The sequence below is a fragment of the Pontibacter diazotrophicus genome (assembly GCF_003367245.1).
Lineage (GTDB): Bacteria > Bacteroidota > Bacteroidia > Cytophagales > Hymenobacteraceae > Pontibacter > Pontibacter diazotrophicus.
Genome location: NZ_QRGR01000010.1, coordinates 40,892 through 60,418 on the forward strand (window position 1 = coordinate 40,892; position 19,527 = coordinate 60,418).

A 19,527-nucleotide genomic window follows, 5' to 3' on the forward strand; every position below is an offset into this window, starting at 1 on the left:
TCTGGAAGACGCAAAATTCAGAGGCGCTTGAGCTCCGCTTTTCCTTTCAGGAAAGCAGGCGGTTGTATGAAGGCATCTAAAAACAGACAACACATCTGTCGCCTAAAAAGTGACATTTTCTATTTCTCCGGCAATAACGGTATAAGTGGTTTCGCCTGTAGCAGACATGCTGAACCCAAAGTTGCCTGACACGCTGTAATTAGCGGCGTCGTATTGGGTGATCTGCAGTTCCCCGTTTGTGATGCCGCCACTGTACTTCTCCTTCGTCTCCTGTAGTGCTGCTTCTGAGACACCATCCAGGAAATAAGCCGTCCCATCGCCGGAGGTACCACCTCTAAGGCGGTAAGATCCTACTCTGTCTGCGCTAAGTTTTACAGAGAGCATGATGGCTGTTGTGTCTCCGTCCTGCACCTGCACACCAATAATAGTGAGCGTATCACCTGTGCCAACAAAGGCATCAGCTCCATTTGTGATAGTTCGTGAACCCAGCTTATAATTTCCGCTAGAGGCTTCCCAATTAACCCCATTCACCACTGCGGAAATGCCGCTACTTGTACTGCTGACAGGATCAGGTATCTCATCTTTGCTACAGCCAACCAATGCTAAACAGCCTAAAACAGGCAAAATGAATGCAGAATATTTACTAAAGATGTTTTTCATCAGGTTTATACTTCAACAATCTAAAAATAAGAAAAGGATCACAAACTGTGATCCTTTTCCCATCAACTAATACAGAAGGTGATGTAGTTCCTTCTATAAATTATCAAATTTAGAACCCAGGGTTTTGATCTCCCTGTAGTTCAGGGTTTCTGTCGATTTCTGCCTGAGGTATAGGTAACAGTTCATTTACCCCTGCCTCGAACGGACGACCCATTGCGTTCAGCACTTCCTCTGCTCTACAGGTCCTTACGAGGTCAAAGAAACGGTGTCCTTCAAAAGCAAGCTCTCTGCGTCGCTCCTCGATGATGATGTCACGGAGTTCTGCCTGGCTTACACTTGTGACAGGCTGCGGGCAGGTAGCACCTTCCATGCTCTCACGTGCACGCCTTCTAACTGCGTTCAGTGACTCCAGTGCCTCCTCTGTTCTGCCTAATTCGTTCAAGGCTTCAGCATTCCACAGCATAACATCTGCATAGCGGATAAGTGGGATGTTAAGCGGAGAGTTCGCAGCACCAGTCAATTCATCTTCTGGTATCAGGAATTTCTGAATGCTGTAACCGGAACGCGACCAGGTGTCATCATAGACCAGGCCATTGATTGTATCTCCTGGCTCCAGGATGGAGTACTCCAGACGAGGATCGCACGGTTCAAAAGCTTCATAAATGTTGTTCACCTGAATATTGGCATTACCACCATAATTAGCTGGTGTGTTAGGTCCGATTGGTGTACTGAAGCCCCAGCCAGAGATATCTGCAGTACGAGGCGAGAGCCACTGGTTAAGCGCGAGTCCGTCATTTTCATTAGCCCAGCCACCAGTACCACCTACACCCTGAACTGAAAATACGTGCTCCGGGCTGTTCTCTCCTTCTAAAAGGAAGATACTTTCAAAATCCTGTACTAGTCTGTAGTTACCTGAATTAATAATAGCATCTGTCAGGTCTACCACTTCCTGGTACTGGTCCTGTGTAGCCCAAGGCGTTTCCGAGCATCCTTCAGGAGTAGACTGCCAGAGCAAAGACTTGGCCAGAAGAGCCTGTGCAGCACCTCTTGTAGCTCTACCAACGTCCGCTCCATTGTAGGAGGCAGGGAGCACTTCAATGGCATCTCTCAGGTCCTGCTCGATCTGGGCCCAGTTTTCCGCGATAGACGCCGGGCGTGGCACAAATACCTCCTCCGGATCAAGCACACTCGTGATGATTGGAACACGTCCGAATGCCTTCACTAAATCAAAGTAATACTGGGCTCTCAGGAACTTGGCTTCACCCAGAATTCTCGCCTTCAGAGCTTCGTCCATTTCAATAGGCGGTACACGCTCCAGCACCAGGTTTGCGCGGTATACACCATCATACGACTGGCTCCACCACTCATTCAACTCTGCAATACCTGCCGTAGCTGTGAAGTACTGGAACTGCCGAATCTGGATATAATCCTGGTCATCAGTACTGCCTTTGTCCGTGTCACCGCCTACTACGTCCCCAATAATCCAGTCCATACGGGAATGCACATCCCACTGCAAAGGGTCATAAGCGGCATTTAGCGCTGCCAGCGCATCTTCAGCTGAAGTGTAGAAGTTTGCAGTGGTTAAATCAGACAGCGGCCTTCTGTCCAGGAATTCATCTTCACAAGCCTGCAGTACCGCACCACCCGCGATTAATCCGCCCGCTACTAGAGACAGATAGATCGTTCTTTTTAAATTTATCATGGTTTGTTTGAGTTAATACATTAATTAAATACCGATGTTTACTCCGAGCAGGAATGTTCTCGACTGCGGATAAATACCTCGGTCTACACCTATTTCCAGCACACTGTTAGACTGGCCTTCGAGGAATCTGGCAGAACCTATTTCCGGATCAAATCCATCATCGTATCTAGTCCAGGTAAACAGGTTAGCAGCACTTACATATACTCTCAGGCGCTGAATTCTTGCTCTTTGAGAAATCACTGCAGGTACATTATAACCAAGCTGAATGTTCTTTAATCTAACATAAGTTCCATCTCTTACCCATCTGTCAGAATCTGGTCTCAGGTTATTATTCGGGTCACCAGCAATCAATCTTGGGAATTCCGCATTCGGATTATCGGGCGTCCAGGTGTTTCCGATCAAGGCAGTGAACTTGTTGCCCGGGTCAGCAGAGTAGCCGTAAAGGGCGATAGCGCTGAAGATGTCGTTGCCAAAGCTACTGTTGAACAGGAAATTCAGGTCGAAGTTCTTGAAAGTCATCTCACCAGTAAGACCCGCTGTAAAGTCAGGAAGCGGATTACCGATAAACGTTCTGTCATCGCCATCTATCTGGCCGTCTCCATCGCGGTCGACAAATATGATGTCACCCAACTCAGCGTCAGGCTGAGTATCCTGCACCTCATCAAGCTGCTCTTGTGTTCTGATGATACCAGCCGTCTGGAAACCAAAGAACTGCGCTATTGGCAGACCTTCCTGTGTACGGTTGAAAGGCTGGGTCAGCACCAATCCGTTCAGATCCAGCACCTCGTTATCAACAGTAGTTAAGTTTAAACCAAAACCATAACCGAAGGCATTGTCCATGTTGCGGTAACCCAGGGCTAACTCGAAACCTTTATTGCGGATACTACCTGCGTTAGTGAAGGCTGCACCAGGACCAGTACTCTCTGGTATAGGAAGCTGCAGCAGCAGGTCTTTAGTAGTCTTAACAAAATAATCTGCAGCAAAAGTCAGTCTGTTATTCAGGAAGCCCGTTTCCAGACCGAAGTTAACCTGCTCAGTAGTTTCCCAACGGATGTCCGGATTCACCTGTACACCCTGGAAAAAGCCAGGAACCTGAATCTGATCGGCACCCAATGCATATCGGCCGCCTCCCTGAATCACACCATAGGTCGGGTAGTTACTGAAGATGTTCTGGTTACCTGTTTCACCCCAGCTGGCGCGCAGCTTCAGGTTGCTTACAAAGCCTACGTTGTCCTTGAAGAAGTTCTCCTCTGATACTCTCCAACCAACGGAGGCAGAAGGGAAAACACCGTACCGGTTATTTGCAAATTTAGAGGAACCGTCCCTTCTGATGGAGGCAGTAAAAAGGTACCTGTCTCCAAAGCCATAGTTCACCCTGGCTAGTTGCGAGAAAATAGCAGACTCACTTGCTCCACCACTCACAAAGAAGTCTCTTGTGGCTTGATTCAGGAACTGGATTTCGTCATTCTTGAGGAATCCGCCACCTCTGGCAAAAGCATTTTGGTAGTAATTATCCTGCGCTTCAACACCGGCCAGTACAGAAAGGTCATGCTCGCCAAATGTCCTACTATAGTTAAAGAGGTTACTCCACTGCCATGCTCTGTTCGTGCTGTTGTTAATACCCAAAGAGTTGGCATCATTTCGCCTGTTACCTATAGCATAGGCAGGGTCGAAGTTCTGGTTTCTGAAATAGTTAAAATCCAGGTTAAAGCTTGAACGGAACGTCAGGTCCTGTACAATTTCCACCTCACCATAAACCGACCCTAATACACGGTAGTTTCTGTTTGTGTTGTAGGACTCCAACGCTAACCATACCGGGTTTTCAGACTCTCCCTCAAAGTTACTGGTAGGGCCAGCAAAAGAACCGTCCGGGTTGCGAACAGGCACAGTAGGCAACTGACGGATACCGCGTGAAAGCACCCCTGTGTTCAGGTCCTCGTTGTTCGGGATAAGCGCTTCCTCTGTAGAACTTAGCTGCAGGGTATTGCCGATCTTCACTCTGGTACCGATTTTATGATCTGTATTTAAACGGAAGGTGTAGCGTTCAAAGTCGGTACCGACTACAATACCATCCTGCTGGAAATAACCTGCGGATACATACATCGTGGAGTTTTCGCTACCTCCGGACCAGGCTACCTGATAATTCTGAATAGGCGCCGTTCTGAATAGCTCATCCTGGTAGTTCGTGCCTTCGCCTAATGACTCAGGATTTACCCAGGCTGGGTTTGTTGTAATACCGGCCGCCTGCCTGGCTAGGTTGTCTAACATGGCATATTCAGCGGCATTTGTCATATCCAGTGTTCTCCAGGCTGTCTGTACACCTGCGTATGCCGTTAAGGTAACTTCAGATGCCCCTGCTTTACCTTTTTTAGTTGTAACAACTACTACACCGTTGGCTGCTCTTGAACCATAGATAGCAGTGGCAGAAGCATCTTTCAGAATTTCAATGGAGGCGATATCATTGCTGTTCAGGTAGTTGATATTTCCTTCTACCTGCACACCGTCCACCACGTAAAGCGGGTTGTTATTACCAATGGTACCGGCACCTCGGATACGGATACTTGATCCGGCTCCTGGCGAACCGGAGTTAGCCGTTACCTGAACACCGGGAACCTGCCCCTGCAGCTGCTGTGCTACCGATGGCGTAGGAATTCGCTCCATGGCTTCTCCCTGTACAGATGAAATGGCACCTGTCACGTCAGCACGCTCCTGTGTACCGTAACCCACCACCACAACTTCCTCTAAGGCTTTGGCATCTGTTGCAAGTGTAATATTAACCGTAGATCTGTTGTTAATTGGCACTTCCTGCGTAGAATAACCAATAAAAGACACGACCAGCGTACCGGTACCGTCTGGCACATTTAGTGTAAAGTTACCGTTTGCATCCGTGGCGGTACCCACTGTGGTTCCTTTTACCATTACAGTAGCACCCGGCACACCTTCTCCGTCATCGCCTACAACCCTTCCGCTTACGGGCACTGTTTGCCGTATACCGTCATTGGCAAGCATGATGCCATCGTTGGCATAGCTACCGAAAGCACTCATGCCGCTAACTGTAGTCTCCGCCAAAGCAGGGCTCTGTGACAAACACGCTGCGGCAAGCAGCATGGCAAGCACCTTCTTCTGCTGCGGCTTTTTCTTATGGCTGCTGTTAGTGAGCAGCCACGTATTAAAGTAACTCTTTTTCATACATTGGTTATTGAGATTAAAATAAATTTGAATTTTAATGAAAACTTCACTGAACACTCACTTATCAAAAGCTTAAGCAAAGAACATTGATAGTTGTCACAGAATCAGTTAACGCGCATTAGCTGATACACTACCCAGTGATTGAGTACTCATATTTTAAAATTGGTCCAATATTGAAATAAATTTTCACAATTACTATTCAACTTAAATAAAGTTTTCTTCCTGCCTATTCAATGGGCTCATATAATAGCAGGAGCTATATTGAAAATACTCTAAAATAGTTTATCTCCTTAATGGACAGGGCACGACCTTAAGATCAAATTTTGATGGAGTGGCTCTACAGAAAAAATGAGTAGATTTTTTGAATTTACTCATTCCACTTCCTGATGCGTGAAAAAAGCAAGCTTTTGGTGAAGCTTGCTTTTTTCACGCATTGATGAAGGTTATTAGTTATAGCCCGGGTTTTGCGTTAGCAAAGACTCTCCGCCTATCGTCTGCAAGTCAATCTGGCGCTGCGGAATTGGGTAGTACTCGTGGGTACCAGCCTCGAACTGAGCTCCCCTGACATCCGGCACAATTGCTCCTTCATAGTCAAAGTAGGCGTTAAGTTCCTCAGCAGCTATACCCCAGCGAACCAGGTCAAAGAAACGGTGGCCTTCCAAGGCCAGTTCCAGCTTACGCTCGAAGTAAATTGCATCCAATGCTCCCGCCTGGCCTAAGCCTGCAAAATATCCTGCCGGATAAGGAGCTACATTATAGTTAGCTGCCGGTTCATCTGTAAACCCCTCCAAAGGCTCATCCGGATCTACGTATTCATGTACGATATTCTCTGGGTTAGCTGCTCTGGCACGCACCCTATTCACATATTCCTGTGCCTGCTCAAAGTTTCCCAGCTGCGCTTCGACCTCCGCTGCCATAAGCAGTACATCTGCAAAACGGATAAGGAGAACATTAATGGCCGAGCCAGGAGCCCATGAACTTTGATCGGAATACGTATCTGCTGTGGCTTGCCAGTAGATATGCTTCTTGGAAGAGTATGGACCAGCAGTGGATTGCTCACGGATCCATGCCTGGCCTGGGTGAGGCCCCCAATCCAGGAAAGGAATACCACGACGGCCTACAGTCCAGTCCAGACGGGGATCCACAGGCTGATCATCTGGTGTAAATGCCTGGGAAGAAGTAATTCCCTGGTCGTTTCTTATCGGGGTGGCATTGTAATTATCCAGATAAGGAAGACCTTGTGCATTTGTACGGTAAGAGTTCGCTAAATCAATTGTTGGCTGGTAAAAGCCGCAGCAGCGGAACGGGCTGTTGTACGGATAGTTTAGCATTTCGCCCTGATTACCGTTCGCGATAGTGTTGGTACCGTCATTTGCTACCATCTGAATAGCAAACACAGACTCTTCGTTATTCTCATTGGCAGCATCAAAGTTATCTTTGAACCTGTCCACAAGGCCATAGGGAAGCCCGTTACTGGTTACGCCTGAGGAGATAACCTCATCAAAAACAGTCTTTGCCTCTGTATACTTGTGCTGGTACAGGTAAGTCTTACCCAGGTATGCGCCTGCTGCCCATTTGTTTGCCCGGCCAACCTGTGCCTGCGTATTTGGTAGGTTCTGATAGGCAAACTGAAAATCTGCTTCGATGTTTGGCCAGATGTCCACGTTGTTCGGCTGATTAAAGTCAGTTGTTGTTTCGTCTATCCAGGGCACCATATTAAACATTTTCTTCAGTTCAAAGTAGTAGTGCCCGCGCAGGAAACGTGCCTCGGCTTCAACTCTTTGCTTGTTTGCATCGGACATGTCATCCACCTGCTCAAGCAACCTTAAAGTAGCGTTTGTGCGGGATATCCCTTCGTACATGGATCTCCATTTGGTATTAAGGAAACCATTACTCGGATCAGTAATGAAGGTGGCAATGGAGTTGATAGCAGGCTGGTCAGAACCGGAGCTGCCTTTGTGAGCCTCCCCACCGGCAACGCTACCGTAAATCCAGTTGGTAGGGGCTGCCTCCCACTGGCCACCGCCTACAATGGCAGCACCATTACCTTGCGCATCTAAGGCAGCATAAGCACCAATCAATAGTTTTTCTACACCTGCTTCGTTGGCAATTACATCCTCACTTAAAGCACCAATGGCTGGTTTTTCAAGGAAGTCCTCTCCGCAGGATGTAAACAGCTGCATGGAGCTAACCATTGCCGCAGTCAATAATATGAATCTATATTTTTTCATCTCTTGAGATTTTAAATTTGAAATAATTAGAAGGATACATTAAGGCCTACCAGGTACTGACGCAGGTTAGGATAGTTACCTTCATCTATACCAAATCCTGTCGATGTTATGTTACCGCTAGCATCATAGCCTGTAATTTCAGGATCTATACCAGAGTAGTTGGTGATAGTAAACAGGTTAGCGGCCTGCACATAAACTCTTAAGCTGCCTATGCCATAGTTGGTTAACAAGCTCGTTGGCAGCGTATACCCTAGCTGCACGTTTTTAGCCCTTAGATAAGAGCCATTTTCCACATAGTAAGAGTTAGGAACTGTACTTGTACTGAAGGAGCCTACGTTCTCCTGAATCGGAGCTGTTGCATTCGGGTTTTCCGGGGTCCAGGAATCATATACGGCAGTCCTGCTTTTCGCACCCAGGAAGTTTGGATAGAAATCAGTCCACCATCTTACCTGGTTCCATATCTCGTTTCCTTGTGAACCATACAGGAACATGGTAAAGTCGAAGTTCTTGTAAGTAGCTGCGATGTTCAGGCCATATGTAAAGTCCGGGTTAGGGCTTCCAAGTATAGTTCTGTCATCCGGCGTAATCACGCCGTCTCCATCTGTATCAGCATAACGGAAGCGACCTACGGCTATATCTGTCTGGTATTCAGCACCAGGATCTTCGGTTGCCTGCCGGGCCTGCTGGTTGGCTTCATTGATTTCTGCTTCATTATCCCAGAAGCCTTCAATCTGGTAGCCGAAGAAAGAACTCATAGCAGAACCAACCTGATTGCGGATGATATTGCTGCCGTTAAAACGACGGCTCTCCTGTTCAAAATTCTGAGCACCATTGGATATTTTCAGAATCTCGTTGTTGTAAGTTGTCAGGGTACCTGTAATGTCAAAACGCAGGTCTGAAGAAACGTCAATATGGCCGGTTAAAGCGCCGTCAAAACCTGTGTTCTGCATTCTGGCAATGTTCACGTAAGGCCTTGTGGCCCCACCGGCAGTACCCGGCAGCTCAGGGTTAAACAGCAGGTCCCTGATTTCTTTTCTGTAGTAGTCCAGGGTAACATCTATTCTGCCATTAAATAAAGTCGCATCAAAACCGATGTTACTGTTGATGTTGGTTTCCCACTTGGCATCCGGGTTACCGATGCGCGACTGTCTGAAACCTTCTACAGTAGAGTTGTTTGTACCGTTAATGTCGTAGTAAGACAGTATCCTGTCGGAGCCAAACGTGGTGAAGGCGTTAGGCGGGTCTACGTTCAACTGGTTACCCATTACACCGTAGCCACCGCGTATCTTCATGTCTGTGATCCAGCCAACATTCTGCATAAACCCTTCCTGCGAGATACGCCAGCCAGCACTCACGGCCGGGAACGTACCGTATCGGTTGTTAGCACCGAAGCGGGAAGAACCGTCGCGGCGAATCACGAAACCTAGCAGGTATTTATCCATCAAATTGTAGTCTATCCTTCCGATCAGTGAGTACAGCGCGTCTTCACTTCTGCTACTATAGTTCGTACGGGTACCTGAACCTGTTCCAAGTGTGGTGAAGTTAGGATCAAAAGAGAAATAACCCTGGGTGGAACCACCTACCTGATTCCAGAAGTTGTTGTAGGCTTCCGTGCCAACCAATACATTTACCTGATGTATATCATTGAAATTCTTCTTGTATGCCAGCGTATTGGTCCAGGTCCAGTTATAGCCATTGCTGGCGTTTTGGTTAAACTGGTTTACTGTATTGTTCTCAGCATTCTCATATTCAGGGAATTGAAAGGACCGGCTGCTGTTGTTATACATTTCACCACCAAAGCTGGTTCGGAGTGTAAAATCCTGCAAAAGGTCTAACTCAGCGAACACATTACCGAAAAGGCGGTTATTCAGCACATTATTATTCCTGAGGCGGTCTAGCTGGGCCACTGGGTTTCTTGCATTTCCTAAGCCACTACCAAAAGAACCGGCAAAATTCCCCATTATGTCATATACCGGGATGATAGTTTGCTGACGATACGCCATGTTGATAGCAGACTCATTACCGAAGAGCCGGGGGTTATCGATAACAGAATAAGCTAAATTCTCACCTACTCTTAAGTTTTTCCCGATGTTATAGGTACTGTTGGCACGGACAGTAAACCTCTTGAAATAGGTGTTCTGTAAGGCCCCCTGCTGGTCAAAATAATTAGCCGAGAAGTAGTAATTACCCATATCGCCACCACCACTCACAGCTACGTTATGGCTGGTAATAGGCGCATTTCTGAAAATCTCACTTGCCCAGTCCGTTCCTTCTCTATTCGCCGGCACAATACGATAGAAGCTGCCTAACTCTGAGCTACCTCCTGTATAGTTTGGGTTCACGTTATAAAGCGAAGGATCAACTCTCGGATCACCCTCCATCAGGCCAGTGTTATTGCCTCCCACCAGATAGTCCGGAAGCACAGGGCTTGCCCCTGAACCGTACAATGGATCTGAGATAGGCTCACCCGGAAGGCTGTTCCTGTAAACCATCCAGTTCAGGTCAGCCATTTCCTGCGGGTTGGCCAGGTCCCACGGGTTACTCTCCGGAGCCCTTTGTGTACCGTAGTAACCATCGTACTGAACTTTTACCTTGCTTTTACCTCTCCTGGTCGTGATAATAACAACACCGTTCGCAGCACGCGATCCATAGATAGAGGCGGATCCCGCATCCTTCAGCACCTGCATTGACTCAATATCATTCGGGTTAATATCGTTGATGTTTTGAGTAGGAACACCATCTACTACGTATAAAGGGCTGTTATTCCCAAACGTGTTTAACCCTCTTATTACCACCTGCTGTGCTGCTCCCGGCTGTCCGGAGCCCTGTACTGTAACACCAGCTGCTCTACCTTGCAGCATGCTGGCGACCTGAGCGGTTGGCTGCTTCGTCATCTCGCTTACATCCACCACAGCCACAGCCCCTGTCAGGTCCTTTTTCTCTTGCGTGCCATACCCTACCACCACAACTTCTTCCAAAGCCTGTGCATCGGTAGCAAGCGTTACGTTAACAGTAGACCGGTTATTAATCGGCACTTCCTGCGTTTTGTAACCGATAAAGGAAACTACCAGCGTATTGCTTTCGCTGGGCACGTTAAGCGTAAAGTTACCGTTGGCATCCGTGGCTGTACCCACAGTAGTACCTTTCGCCACAACTGTAGCACCTGGTATACCCTCGCCATCGTCCCCCGTTATTCTTCCGCTTACCGGCACCGTCTGCCTTACAGCATCATTTGCCAGCAGCATCCCATCTGCTGCATAGTACCCAAAGGTGCTGGCACCACTAACAGTTGCTTCTGCCAGCACCGGGCTTTGTGACAGGCACGCAGCCGCCAGCAGCATAGCAAGCACCTTTTTCTGTTGTGAATTTTTCTTATGGCTACTGCTAGTAGGCAACCATGTGTCAAAATATCTCTTTTTCATACATTGGTAGTTGAGATGATTTTTAATTGAACTAACTGTACTGACAATACATCCGGAAACGCGCCTTTTTCACAGTAGCGGGTTGTAAACCCTTATTAGTGCGCGTAACGATGATACTACAAGAAATCTGAGGTGGGTTTAGTAGTTGTGCTACATAGACATAGTAATTGATTACTCAAATTTAAAAGAAAAATTATAATACGCTACTAATAACATAAATTTTTTTGATTAGCCACTTAAATAACCAATCTTCTTCAACTATTGTGACTTAGCAAGCTATATATGCGTCAAATCAACACTTATAACCATAATCTTTACCACAAAATGTACAACTTGTCTAATTTTTTAATAAAAGTTATTGCTGATGTGAAAATAAATACCCACTTTAGTTTCAATTTAACACCACGAACATGATCTATCCATCAATAGTGAGTAACTACACAAACAGCTTAAATACTATTGAGCGAAAAAAGCATCTGCAGAAGATCAAGATCATCAAGCACCTGTATGTAAAGGGAGCCAAGACAAACACAGACATTTGCAGCCGTTTTAACATCAGCTCTCCCACCTCAATGAGTCTCCTGAACGAACTTACAGCTGAAGGCCTGGTTGAGAAGCAGGGGCAAGGAAAGTCTGTGGGCGGCCGGAAGCCGGATCTCTATGGACTAAAGGATAACTCACTCTTTGTGTTGAGCATCGAAATGGAACGTTACAAGACCAGGATGGCCATCCTCGACAACAACAACAACATCATCTCCGGAATCTGCACTTATCCTCTTAAAATCTCTAAAGACTTAAGTGCTATTGAGCAACTTTATGAACATGCCAATGCCCTAATAGTATCCTCGGGAATAAACGCAGACAAATTAGTGGGGATTGGTATTAGTATGCCAGGGCTGGTAACACCCAAACAAGGAAACAACTACTCCTTTTTAATGACGCAGCATGCGCCAGAGTCAGCAAAGCAACATGCACACCTGTCGCTGCAGCAAATCCTGGAGAAGAAATTTAACAAGCATGTCTATATCCAGAACGATGTAAAGAGTGTCGCGCTGGCAGAATTCCGTTTCGGGCTGGCCCAGAACAGAAAAGATGTGCTTGTTATTTCCATGGACTGGGGCATTGGCCTTGGCATAATCATGGACGGCAAGCTGCGTAATGGTTCCTCAGGCTTTGCCGGAGAGTTCGGCCACATACCGCTCGTTGAAAATGGCGCCTTGTGCCATTGTGGAAAACGGGGATGCCTGGAGACAGTCGCCTCTGGCCTGGCGTTGGCACGAATGGCCAGGGAAGGCATAAGAGCCGGCAAGGTTTCGATTCTGAATCAGTTGTCTGAACAGGAAATCGACCATATAGAGCCTCAGATGATTATAGATGCGGCAAACAAGGGCGACCAATATGCCATCAGTATCTTATCAGAGGTTGGTATAAACCTCGGCAAAGGCATTGCCATCCTTATCCAGCTCTTTAACCCGGAGCTCATTATACTGGGAGGAAAAATTGCCGAGGCAAAGCAATTCATCACCACGCCTATACAACACTCCGTCAACACCTACTGTATGACGCAGCTGAGAGAACCGGCAAGTATCGCCTTATCAAAACTGGGCAAGGATGCAGGTATATTGGGTTCGGTGGCAACCGTGATGGAAAACATTTTTGAGACACAGATAGAGTTAGCCAGGTAGCACATTATAAATACTCCGGATTGTGCAACACCGGCAGAGATAAAAAATCAACTGAAGAGATCATCTAAACTTATACCGCTATAAAACGATGGCCAGATTAAACCTTTTGGAAGAGACACGCTTTGAAAAGCTTCCGGTAACAGTATATCCTGATGAGCACATCGCCTCACTGAAAGTTGCCGGACGCATAGCAGACCTCATCCGCAGCAAACAGCAAATGGGAGAGAAAGCGGTGCTGGGCCTCGCGACAGGCGCCACGCCCGTGGAAGTTTATGCCGAGCTGGTACGCCTGCACCGGGAGGAATGCCTAAGTTTCCAGAACGTGATCACGTTTAACCTCGATGAGTACTACCCCATGAGCCCCACCGCAGCCCAGAGCTACGTCACGTTCATGAACGAGAACCTCTTTGACCATGTCGACATTCCCAAAGAAAATGTGCATATACCGGATGGCACGCTGGAGAGAGAGCAGATTACAGCCTATTGCTTAGATTATGAACGAAAGATTGAAGCGCTCAACGGCCTGGACCTGCAGATACTGGGTATTGGCCGTACCGGCCACATCGGGTTTAACGAGCCAGGCTCTGCGCCAAACTCCGGCACCCGCCTCGTTACCCTCGACGACCTGACACGTCGCGATGCCTCCCGCGATTTCGGTGGTAAAGAGAACGTGCCCACCAAAGCCATCACTATGGGTATCGGCACTATCTTTAAGGCCCGTGAAATCATACTCATGGCCTGGAGCAAGAAGAAAGCGCCGATTATTAAAAAGGCCGTGGAAGGGGAGATTTCCAGTGATGTGCCCGCTACTTACCTGCAGCTCTCTGACCAAGTAGAATTTGTGCTAGATGCCGATGCTGCCTCTGAACTGACGCGCTTTAACACACCATGGCTGGTAAAGGATTGTGTATGGGATGAGAAACTGACGAAGAAAGCCGTTATCTGGCTCTCCGAAACAGTTAAAAAACCCATCTTGAAACTAACAGACGAAGACTATAACAGCCATGGCATGGCGCAGCTGGCCGTGGAGAAAGGCCCCGCCTATACAATTAACATCCACATATTCAACAAGCTGCAGCATACCATCACGGGCTGGCCGGGAGGCAAGCCAAACGCCGATGACTCCCAGCGCCCTGAGCGCGCCGAGCCGGCACAAAAACGCGTTATCGTCTTCTCTCCTCACCCCGATGATGATGTTATTTCCATGGGGGGCACTTTTATTCGCCTCGTAGACCAGGGTCACGACGTGCATGTGGCGTACCAGACCTCCGGCAACACCGCCGTGTGGGACGATGATGTACTGCGCTATATGGAATTTGCCATCGACTTTGACAGGAGCATAGGGGAAGACAGCAGCAGGCTCAAGAACCTATACGGGGAGATGCGCAACTTCTTTGAAGCAAAGCAACCCAACCAGCCCGACACCATGGAAGTGCGCAACGTGAAGGGCTTTATACGGAAGAGTGAAGCCATCGCCGCAGCGCGTTACGCCGGGTTAGACGATGAGCATATTCATTTTATGGCACTTCCTTTTTACGAAGAGGGCAAAGTGCGCAGAAACCCAGTCACTGAGAAAGACATTGAGTTAACCATGGAATTGCTCCGGCAGGTAAAGCCGCACCAGATTTTCGCAGCCGGTGATTTTGCTGACCCCCATGGCACGCACATTGTCTGCTTCCGCATTATTATAGAGGCACTGCACCGCCTGCAGGCAGAAGACTGGTTAAAGGATTGCTGGCTGTGGATGTACCGGGGTGCCTGGCACGAATTTGAAACACACGAGATAGAGATGGCCGTGCCGCTGTCGCCGCAGGAGGTGGAACGGAAAAGGAACGCCATCTTCAAGCACCAGTCACAGAAAGACAGGCCGGTTTTCCCGGGGGACGATGCCCGTGAGTTTTGGGTGCGGGCCGAAGAAAGAAACCGCGAGACAGCCAAAGACTATGACTGCCTGGGCCTAGCCGACTATGAGGCGATGGAAGCTTTTGTCAGGTACAGGTTTTAAGAATGATATTAAAGCAGCTAAGCAACGTCTCACCTTTAGTTTAAGCGAAATCCGCAGAACATCCGCGATAGCCTGAGGCTATTTAGCCGATAATGGATATATTGGGACCCGGATGCATACGTGGTGGCTTTAAGTATTACAGAAGCCGCTGTTGCAACTATAAATCAAATACAACACAACATATTCACGAAACAATCAGCACCTTACGATGGCACAAAAATCAATGTTAAAAGAGGAAAGGGCAGCAGCTGCCAATCAAAGCGGAGGCAGCATGCGGTCGATGCTGATTATCGGAGCACTGTTTTTCATCTTCGGGTTTGTAACATGGCTGAATTCCGTCCTCATCCCCTACCTCAAAATTGCCTGCCAACTCAACAATTTCGAGTCATACCTGGTGGCCTTTGCTTTTTATGTGGCTTACCTGGTGATGGCCATTCCATCGGCCTGGGTACTGAAAATGACAGGCTTCAAAAAAGGCATGTCGGTGGGGCTTGCGGTGATGGCGGTAGGTGCCCTAATCTTTATTCCGGCCGCCATGACACGTACCTACCTCTTCTTCCTGATTGGTTTGTTTATACAAGGCACTGGCCTGGCCGTGCTGCAAACGGCAGTTAACCCCTACGTCACCATACTGGGCCCTCGCGAAAGTGCTGCGAAACGCATCAGCATCATGGGTATTTGCAATAAAATAGCGGGTGCCCTGGCGCCCCTTATTCTGGGAGCCATTGTACTGGAAAATGCCGATGCGCTGGTAAACACGCTTGGCAGTATGAGTGCCGCGCAGCAGGCAGTGGAATTGGACGCTTTGGCCACGAAGGTAATTACGCCTTACATCATTATGGCCATAGTGCTCGTGGTGCTGGCAGTGCTGGTTTCCTTCTCTGCCCTTCCGGAGATAGACACAGACCAGGAAGATGAAACCGTAGCGTCGGCCAACACCAATAAGACCAGCATCCTTCAGTTTCCGCACGTGCTGCTGGGTGCCTTCACGCTCTTCCTTTATGTAGGTGTGGAAGTAATGGCAGGTGACACCGTGATTAGCTATGGCGCCGCACAAGGAGTTGATTTATCGAGAGCGAAGTTCTTTACTACCTACACCATGATCGCAATGCTCGTGGGCTATGTGATCGGCATTGCAGCCATACCGAAGTATATTTCTCAGTCGAAGGCACTGCAGGTATCGGCTGTGATGGGCGTGATCTTTGTGCTTGTTGCCCTCTTTACCGACGGCTACACATCCGTGCTGTTCATCTCCCTGCTGGGGCTGGCAAACGCCCTGATGTGGCCGGCCATCTGGCCCTTGGCCATTGCGGACTTAGGCCGCTTCACCAAAATTGGTTCCTCGCTGCTGATTATGGGTATCGCGGGCGGAGCCGTTCTGCCACTGCTCTATGGCTGGCTCGCCGATACGATCAGTCCACAGCAGGCTTACTGGATCATGATACCCTGCTACCTCGTGATATTATACTTCGCTGTCTACGGACACAAGATTAGAACAAAACAACCGGTATCAGGCAGTCTACCTCTATAATTCAAGCATCCTAAAAATCAGATAGTATGAAACGATTTTTCTTTTTGTTCCTGCTGCTTGCGCAGGTGGCCTCAGCCCAGGACATCAATATCATTCCGAAGCCTGCCAGTGTTCAGGTAAAGCCCGGAAACTTTACCATCACCCGAAACACCACGATTGCTGTAAAAGACAAGGAGGACCAGAGCACAGCCAACTTCCTCAACGATTACCTGCAGCAGGTGTATGGCTTTAAATTGAACACTAAGAAAAGAGCCTCCAAAAACTATATACGCCTATCATCCCGCAAATCTTCTACAGATACCGGGAAAGACGCTTATACTCTGGATGTTAACCAGGACGGTGTAACGATAGCGGGTGATACTTATGCCGGCACATTTCACGGAGTGCAGTCCCTGATTCAATTGCTGCCTGTAGAAAAAAGCACTTCTTTGGAAATACCCGCGGTGGCGATACAGGATGCCCCCCGCTTCTCATACCGCGGCATGCACCTGGATGTAGCCCGCCATATGTTCCCGGTGTCTTTCATAAAGAAGTACATCGATTACCTGGCCCTGCACAAAATGAACTACTTCCACTGGCACTTAACAGAAGACCAGGGCTGGAGAATCGAAATCAAGAAGTATCCACAACTGACAGAGGTAGGCGGCTACCGCGACGGCACCATCATTGGCCGCTACCCCGGCACCGGCAACACCAACAAGCGCTACGGCGGCTACTATACCCAGGAAGAAGCCAAAGAAATAGTAAAGTATGCTGCAGACAGGCATATTACCGTAATTCCTGAAATAGAGATGCCTGGCCATTCCAGCGCCGCGCTCACCGCCTATCCTTGGTTGGGTTGCCCTAACACCGGCCCTTATAAGGTAGAGCAAACATGGGGTATTTTTGATGATGTGTACTGCGCGGGTAAAGACTCTACCTTCACGTTCCTGCAGGATGTGATGGACGAAGTGATGGCCATTTTCCCGTCTAAGTACATGCACATTGGCGGTGACGAGAGCCCGAAGACAAACTGGAAAACCTGCCCTCTGTGTCAGAAAAGGATACAGGAGGAAGGCCTGGAGGATGAGCATGAGTTGCAGAGCTATTTCATTCAGCGCATGGAGAAGTACATCAACAGCAAAGGCAGAACCATTATTGGCTGGGATGAGATTCTGGAAGGCGGTTTGGCACCCAATGCCATTGTCATGAGCTGGCGTGGCGAAGATGGAGGCATTGCCGCAGCCAAGCAAAACCATTACGTTATCATGACGCCGGGTTCCCATGTATACCTCGACCACTCCCAAAGCCAGCGCGAAGACTCTGTTACCATCGGCGGCTTCACTACTGTTCAGAAGACATACAGCTATGAGCCTATCCCGAAAGAACTGACGGCAGAGCAGGCAAAGTATGTGTTAGGCGCACAGGCCAACGTGTGGACGGAATACATGAGCAACCCGGCCAAAGTAGAATACCAAATTTTCCCGAGGATGACCGCTCTCAGCGAAGTGTTATGGACGGCACCGGAGAAAAAGGACTGGAATGACTTTGAGAAGCGGCTGCTCACGCAGTTTAAGCGCTATGATATGTGGGGGGCAAATTACAGCAAAGCCTATTATGACATTGATGCAGAGGTTCTACCCTCGCCAGATAAGCAGGGCGTTACTGTAAAGCTGGATGCAAAAAAGGACTTGGGCAAGCTGGTTTATGCTGTAAATGGCATGCAAACTGAAAGAGAATATACTTCTCCCCTGGTTATAAAAGAACCCACACAGGTAACAGGACTTTTTTACAAGGACGATCAACTAGTCGACTCCCTGACCCTGAAACTAAATATCAACAAGGCCACCGGAAAAGAAATCACCCTGAATGAACAGCCTTCAGAATATTTCCCTGGGATGGGTGCTTTTACTTTAGTGAACGGCATCATCAACAGGAAAGGCGGCCGGGACCAGCAATCTGTCGGCTACTCCGGAAGCGACCTGGAGGCTACGATAGACTTGGGAACAGCGCAGCAGGTAAACAACGTAGTGGTGCACGCGCTGAACTCAGGAGGCACTTATGTATATCCTCCTAAAGCAGTAGAAGTATATGGCTCCACCGATGGTAAAAACTTCCAGCCTTTAGGCACAACCAATACTGTTTCAGAGGTTGCCGGCTCAAAGGCTATTGTAAAAGTAGAGTTTGCTCCTGCTACCACTCGTTTTGTGAAAGTTGCGGTAAAAAACACCCAGACCGTTCCGGAAGGAAAACAAGGAGCAGGAGAAAAGACCTGGCTCTTTTTAGATGAAATTGAGGTAAATTAAATAAAACAGTAAAGCGCTGCTTCTTTTAGGGGCAGCGCCTTTTTTATATTTATTTTTCCATGACGACTTCTAACCACTTCCTGCCCCTCCTCCACATCACCGGTTTGATAGCTTTGTTACTGCTGAGCTGTTGTCAGTCAGAGCCAGAATTAGATTCACAGTTACTCCAGAATACACTGGCCTACCATGATCCGGGAGGCAATTGGCCGAAGCTGAAAACCCGCCTTTACTTAAGCTCTGCTGATACTGCCGGGCAGGAGAACACCTTTGAGATAGAGATGGACAACAGTACCGGTTACTTCGCCCACATCAGCCGCAAGGATGGGAAAGAAGTAGTGAAAGGCATCGCTGATGGCAAGGAGTTTTACCTGTTGGATGGCAAACATGAAATAAGCGCAGAAGACCGGAAAAAGTATGGCCTCACACCCGAAGATTTGAAATGGGTCCATAGTTTTTACGGCTATCTCTATGGGCTTCCTATGAAACTGACGGACGATGGAGTACACGTAAGGGATGCCGCCAATAGTGAGGAACTCGAGGGAAATACGTACCGGGTGCTACAGGTCAACTATGATGCCTCCGTAGGCTCTGATAACTGGTTCTTTTACCTTGACCCTGAAACGTATGCAATGGAGGCTTACCGCTTTAACCACGGCCAACCGGAAAGTGGGGAGTATATCCTGCTGGAGCAGGAGGTTGTTGTAGAGGGCATCCGAATACCGAAGGTGCGCAAATGGTACTGGAATAAAAACAATGCCTATATAGGCACCGATTCGCTAATAAAAGCAGAACCCTTAACAACATACAGAATCTGATA

General features: G+C 48.2%; 10 protein-coding genes. 5 read left to right on the forward strand and 5 right to left on the reverse strand.

Translation table 11 applies throughout. The annotated features are described in order from the left end of the window. Positions 1-102: 102 nt before the first annotated feature. From DXT99_RS10380 to DXT99_RS10400, 5 genes are all read right to left on the reverse strand, one after another. A complete protein-coding gene (locus DXT99_RS10380; RefSeq protein WP_115565491.1) occupies positions 103-660 on the reverse strand; it encodes a hypothetical protein in 558 nt (185 codons plus the stop codon). Between the two features lie 109 nt (positions 661-769). Then, a complete protein-coding gene (locus DXT99_RS10385) occupies positions 770-2,362 on the reverse strand; it encodes a RagB/SusD family nutrient uptake outer membrane protein (protein WP_115565492.1) in 1,593 nt (530 codons plus the stop codon). Between the two features lie 24 nt (positions 2,363-2,386). Continuing rightward, positions 2,387-5,551, reverse strand: a complete 3,165-nt coding sequence (locus DXT99_RS10390; RefSeq protein ID WP_115565493.1) for a SusC/RagA family TonB-linked outer membrane protein — start codon at positions 5,549-5,551, stop codon at positions 2,387-2,389. A gap of 446 nt (positions 5,552-5,997) precedes the next feature. Continuing rightward, a complete protein-coding gene (locus DXT99_RS10395) occupies positions 5,998-7,782 on the reverse strand; it encodes a RagB/SusD family nutrient uptake outer membrane protein (protein ID WP_115565494.1) in 1,785 nt (594 codons plus the stop codon). A gap of 26 nt (positions 7,783-7,808) precedes the next feature. Further along, entirely contained in the window at positions 7,809-11,204 is a 3,396-nt protein-coding gene (locus DXT99_RS10400) for a SusC/RagA family TonB-linked outer membrane protein (RefSeq protein ID WP_115565495.1), read from the reverse strand. A gap of 410 nt (positions 11,205-11,614) precedes the next feature. Here DXT99_RS10400 and DXT99_RS10405 point away from each other — a divergent pair, with 410 nt between their 5' ends. The 5 genes from DXT99_RS10405 (at position 11,615) to DXT99_RS10425 (ending at position 19,525) form a co-directional block, all read left to right on the forward strand. Next, positions 11,615-12,889 carry an ROK family transcriptional regulator gene (locus DXT99_RS10405; RefSeq protein ID WP_115565496.1) on the forward strand — a complete coding sequence of 425 codons (1,275 nt, stop codon included), beginning with the start codon at positions 11,615-11,617 and terminating at the stop codon, positions 12,887-12,889. 88 nt (positions 12,890-12,977) lie between these two features. Beyond that, on the forward strand, positions 12,978-14,894 hold the full coding sequence (gene nagB, locus DXT99_RS10410) for a glucosamine-6-phosphate deaminase (protein ID WP_115565497.1): 1,917 nt from the start codon (positions 12,978-12,980) through the stop codon (positions 14,892-14,894). A gap of 208 nt (positions 14,895-15,102) precedes the next feature. After that, a complete protein-coding gene (locus tag DXT99_RS10415; protein WP_246000638.1) occupies positions 15,103-16,425 on the forward strand; it encodes a sugar MFS transporter in 1,323 nt (440 codons plus the stop codon). A gap of 26 nt (positions 16,426-16,451) precedes the next feature. Beyond that, positions 16,452-18,710, forward strand: a complete 2,259-nt coding sequence (locus DXT99_RS10420; RefSeq protein ID WP_181885090.1) for a glycoside hydrolase family 20 protein — start codon at positions 16,452-16,454, stop codon at positions 18,708-18,710. Between the two features lie 59 nt (positions 18,711-18,769). Beyond that, positions 18,770-19,525, forward strand: a complete 756-nt coding sequence (locus DXT99_RS10425; protein WP_115565499.1) for a DUF6503 family protein — start codon at positions 18,770-18,772, stop codon at positions 19,523-19,525. Positions 19,526-19,527: the final 2 nt, after the last annotated feature.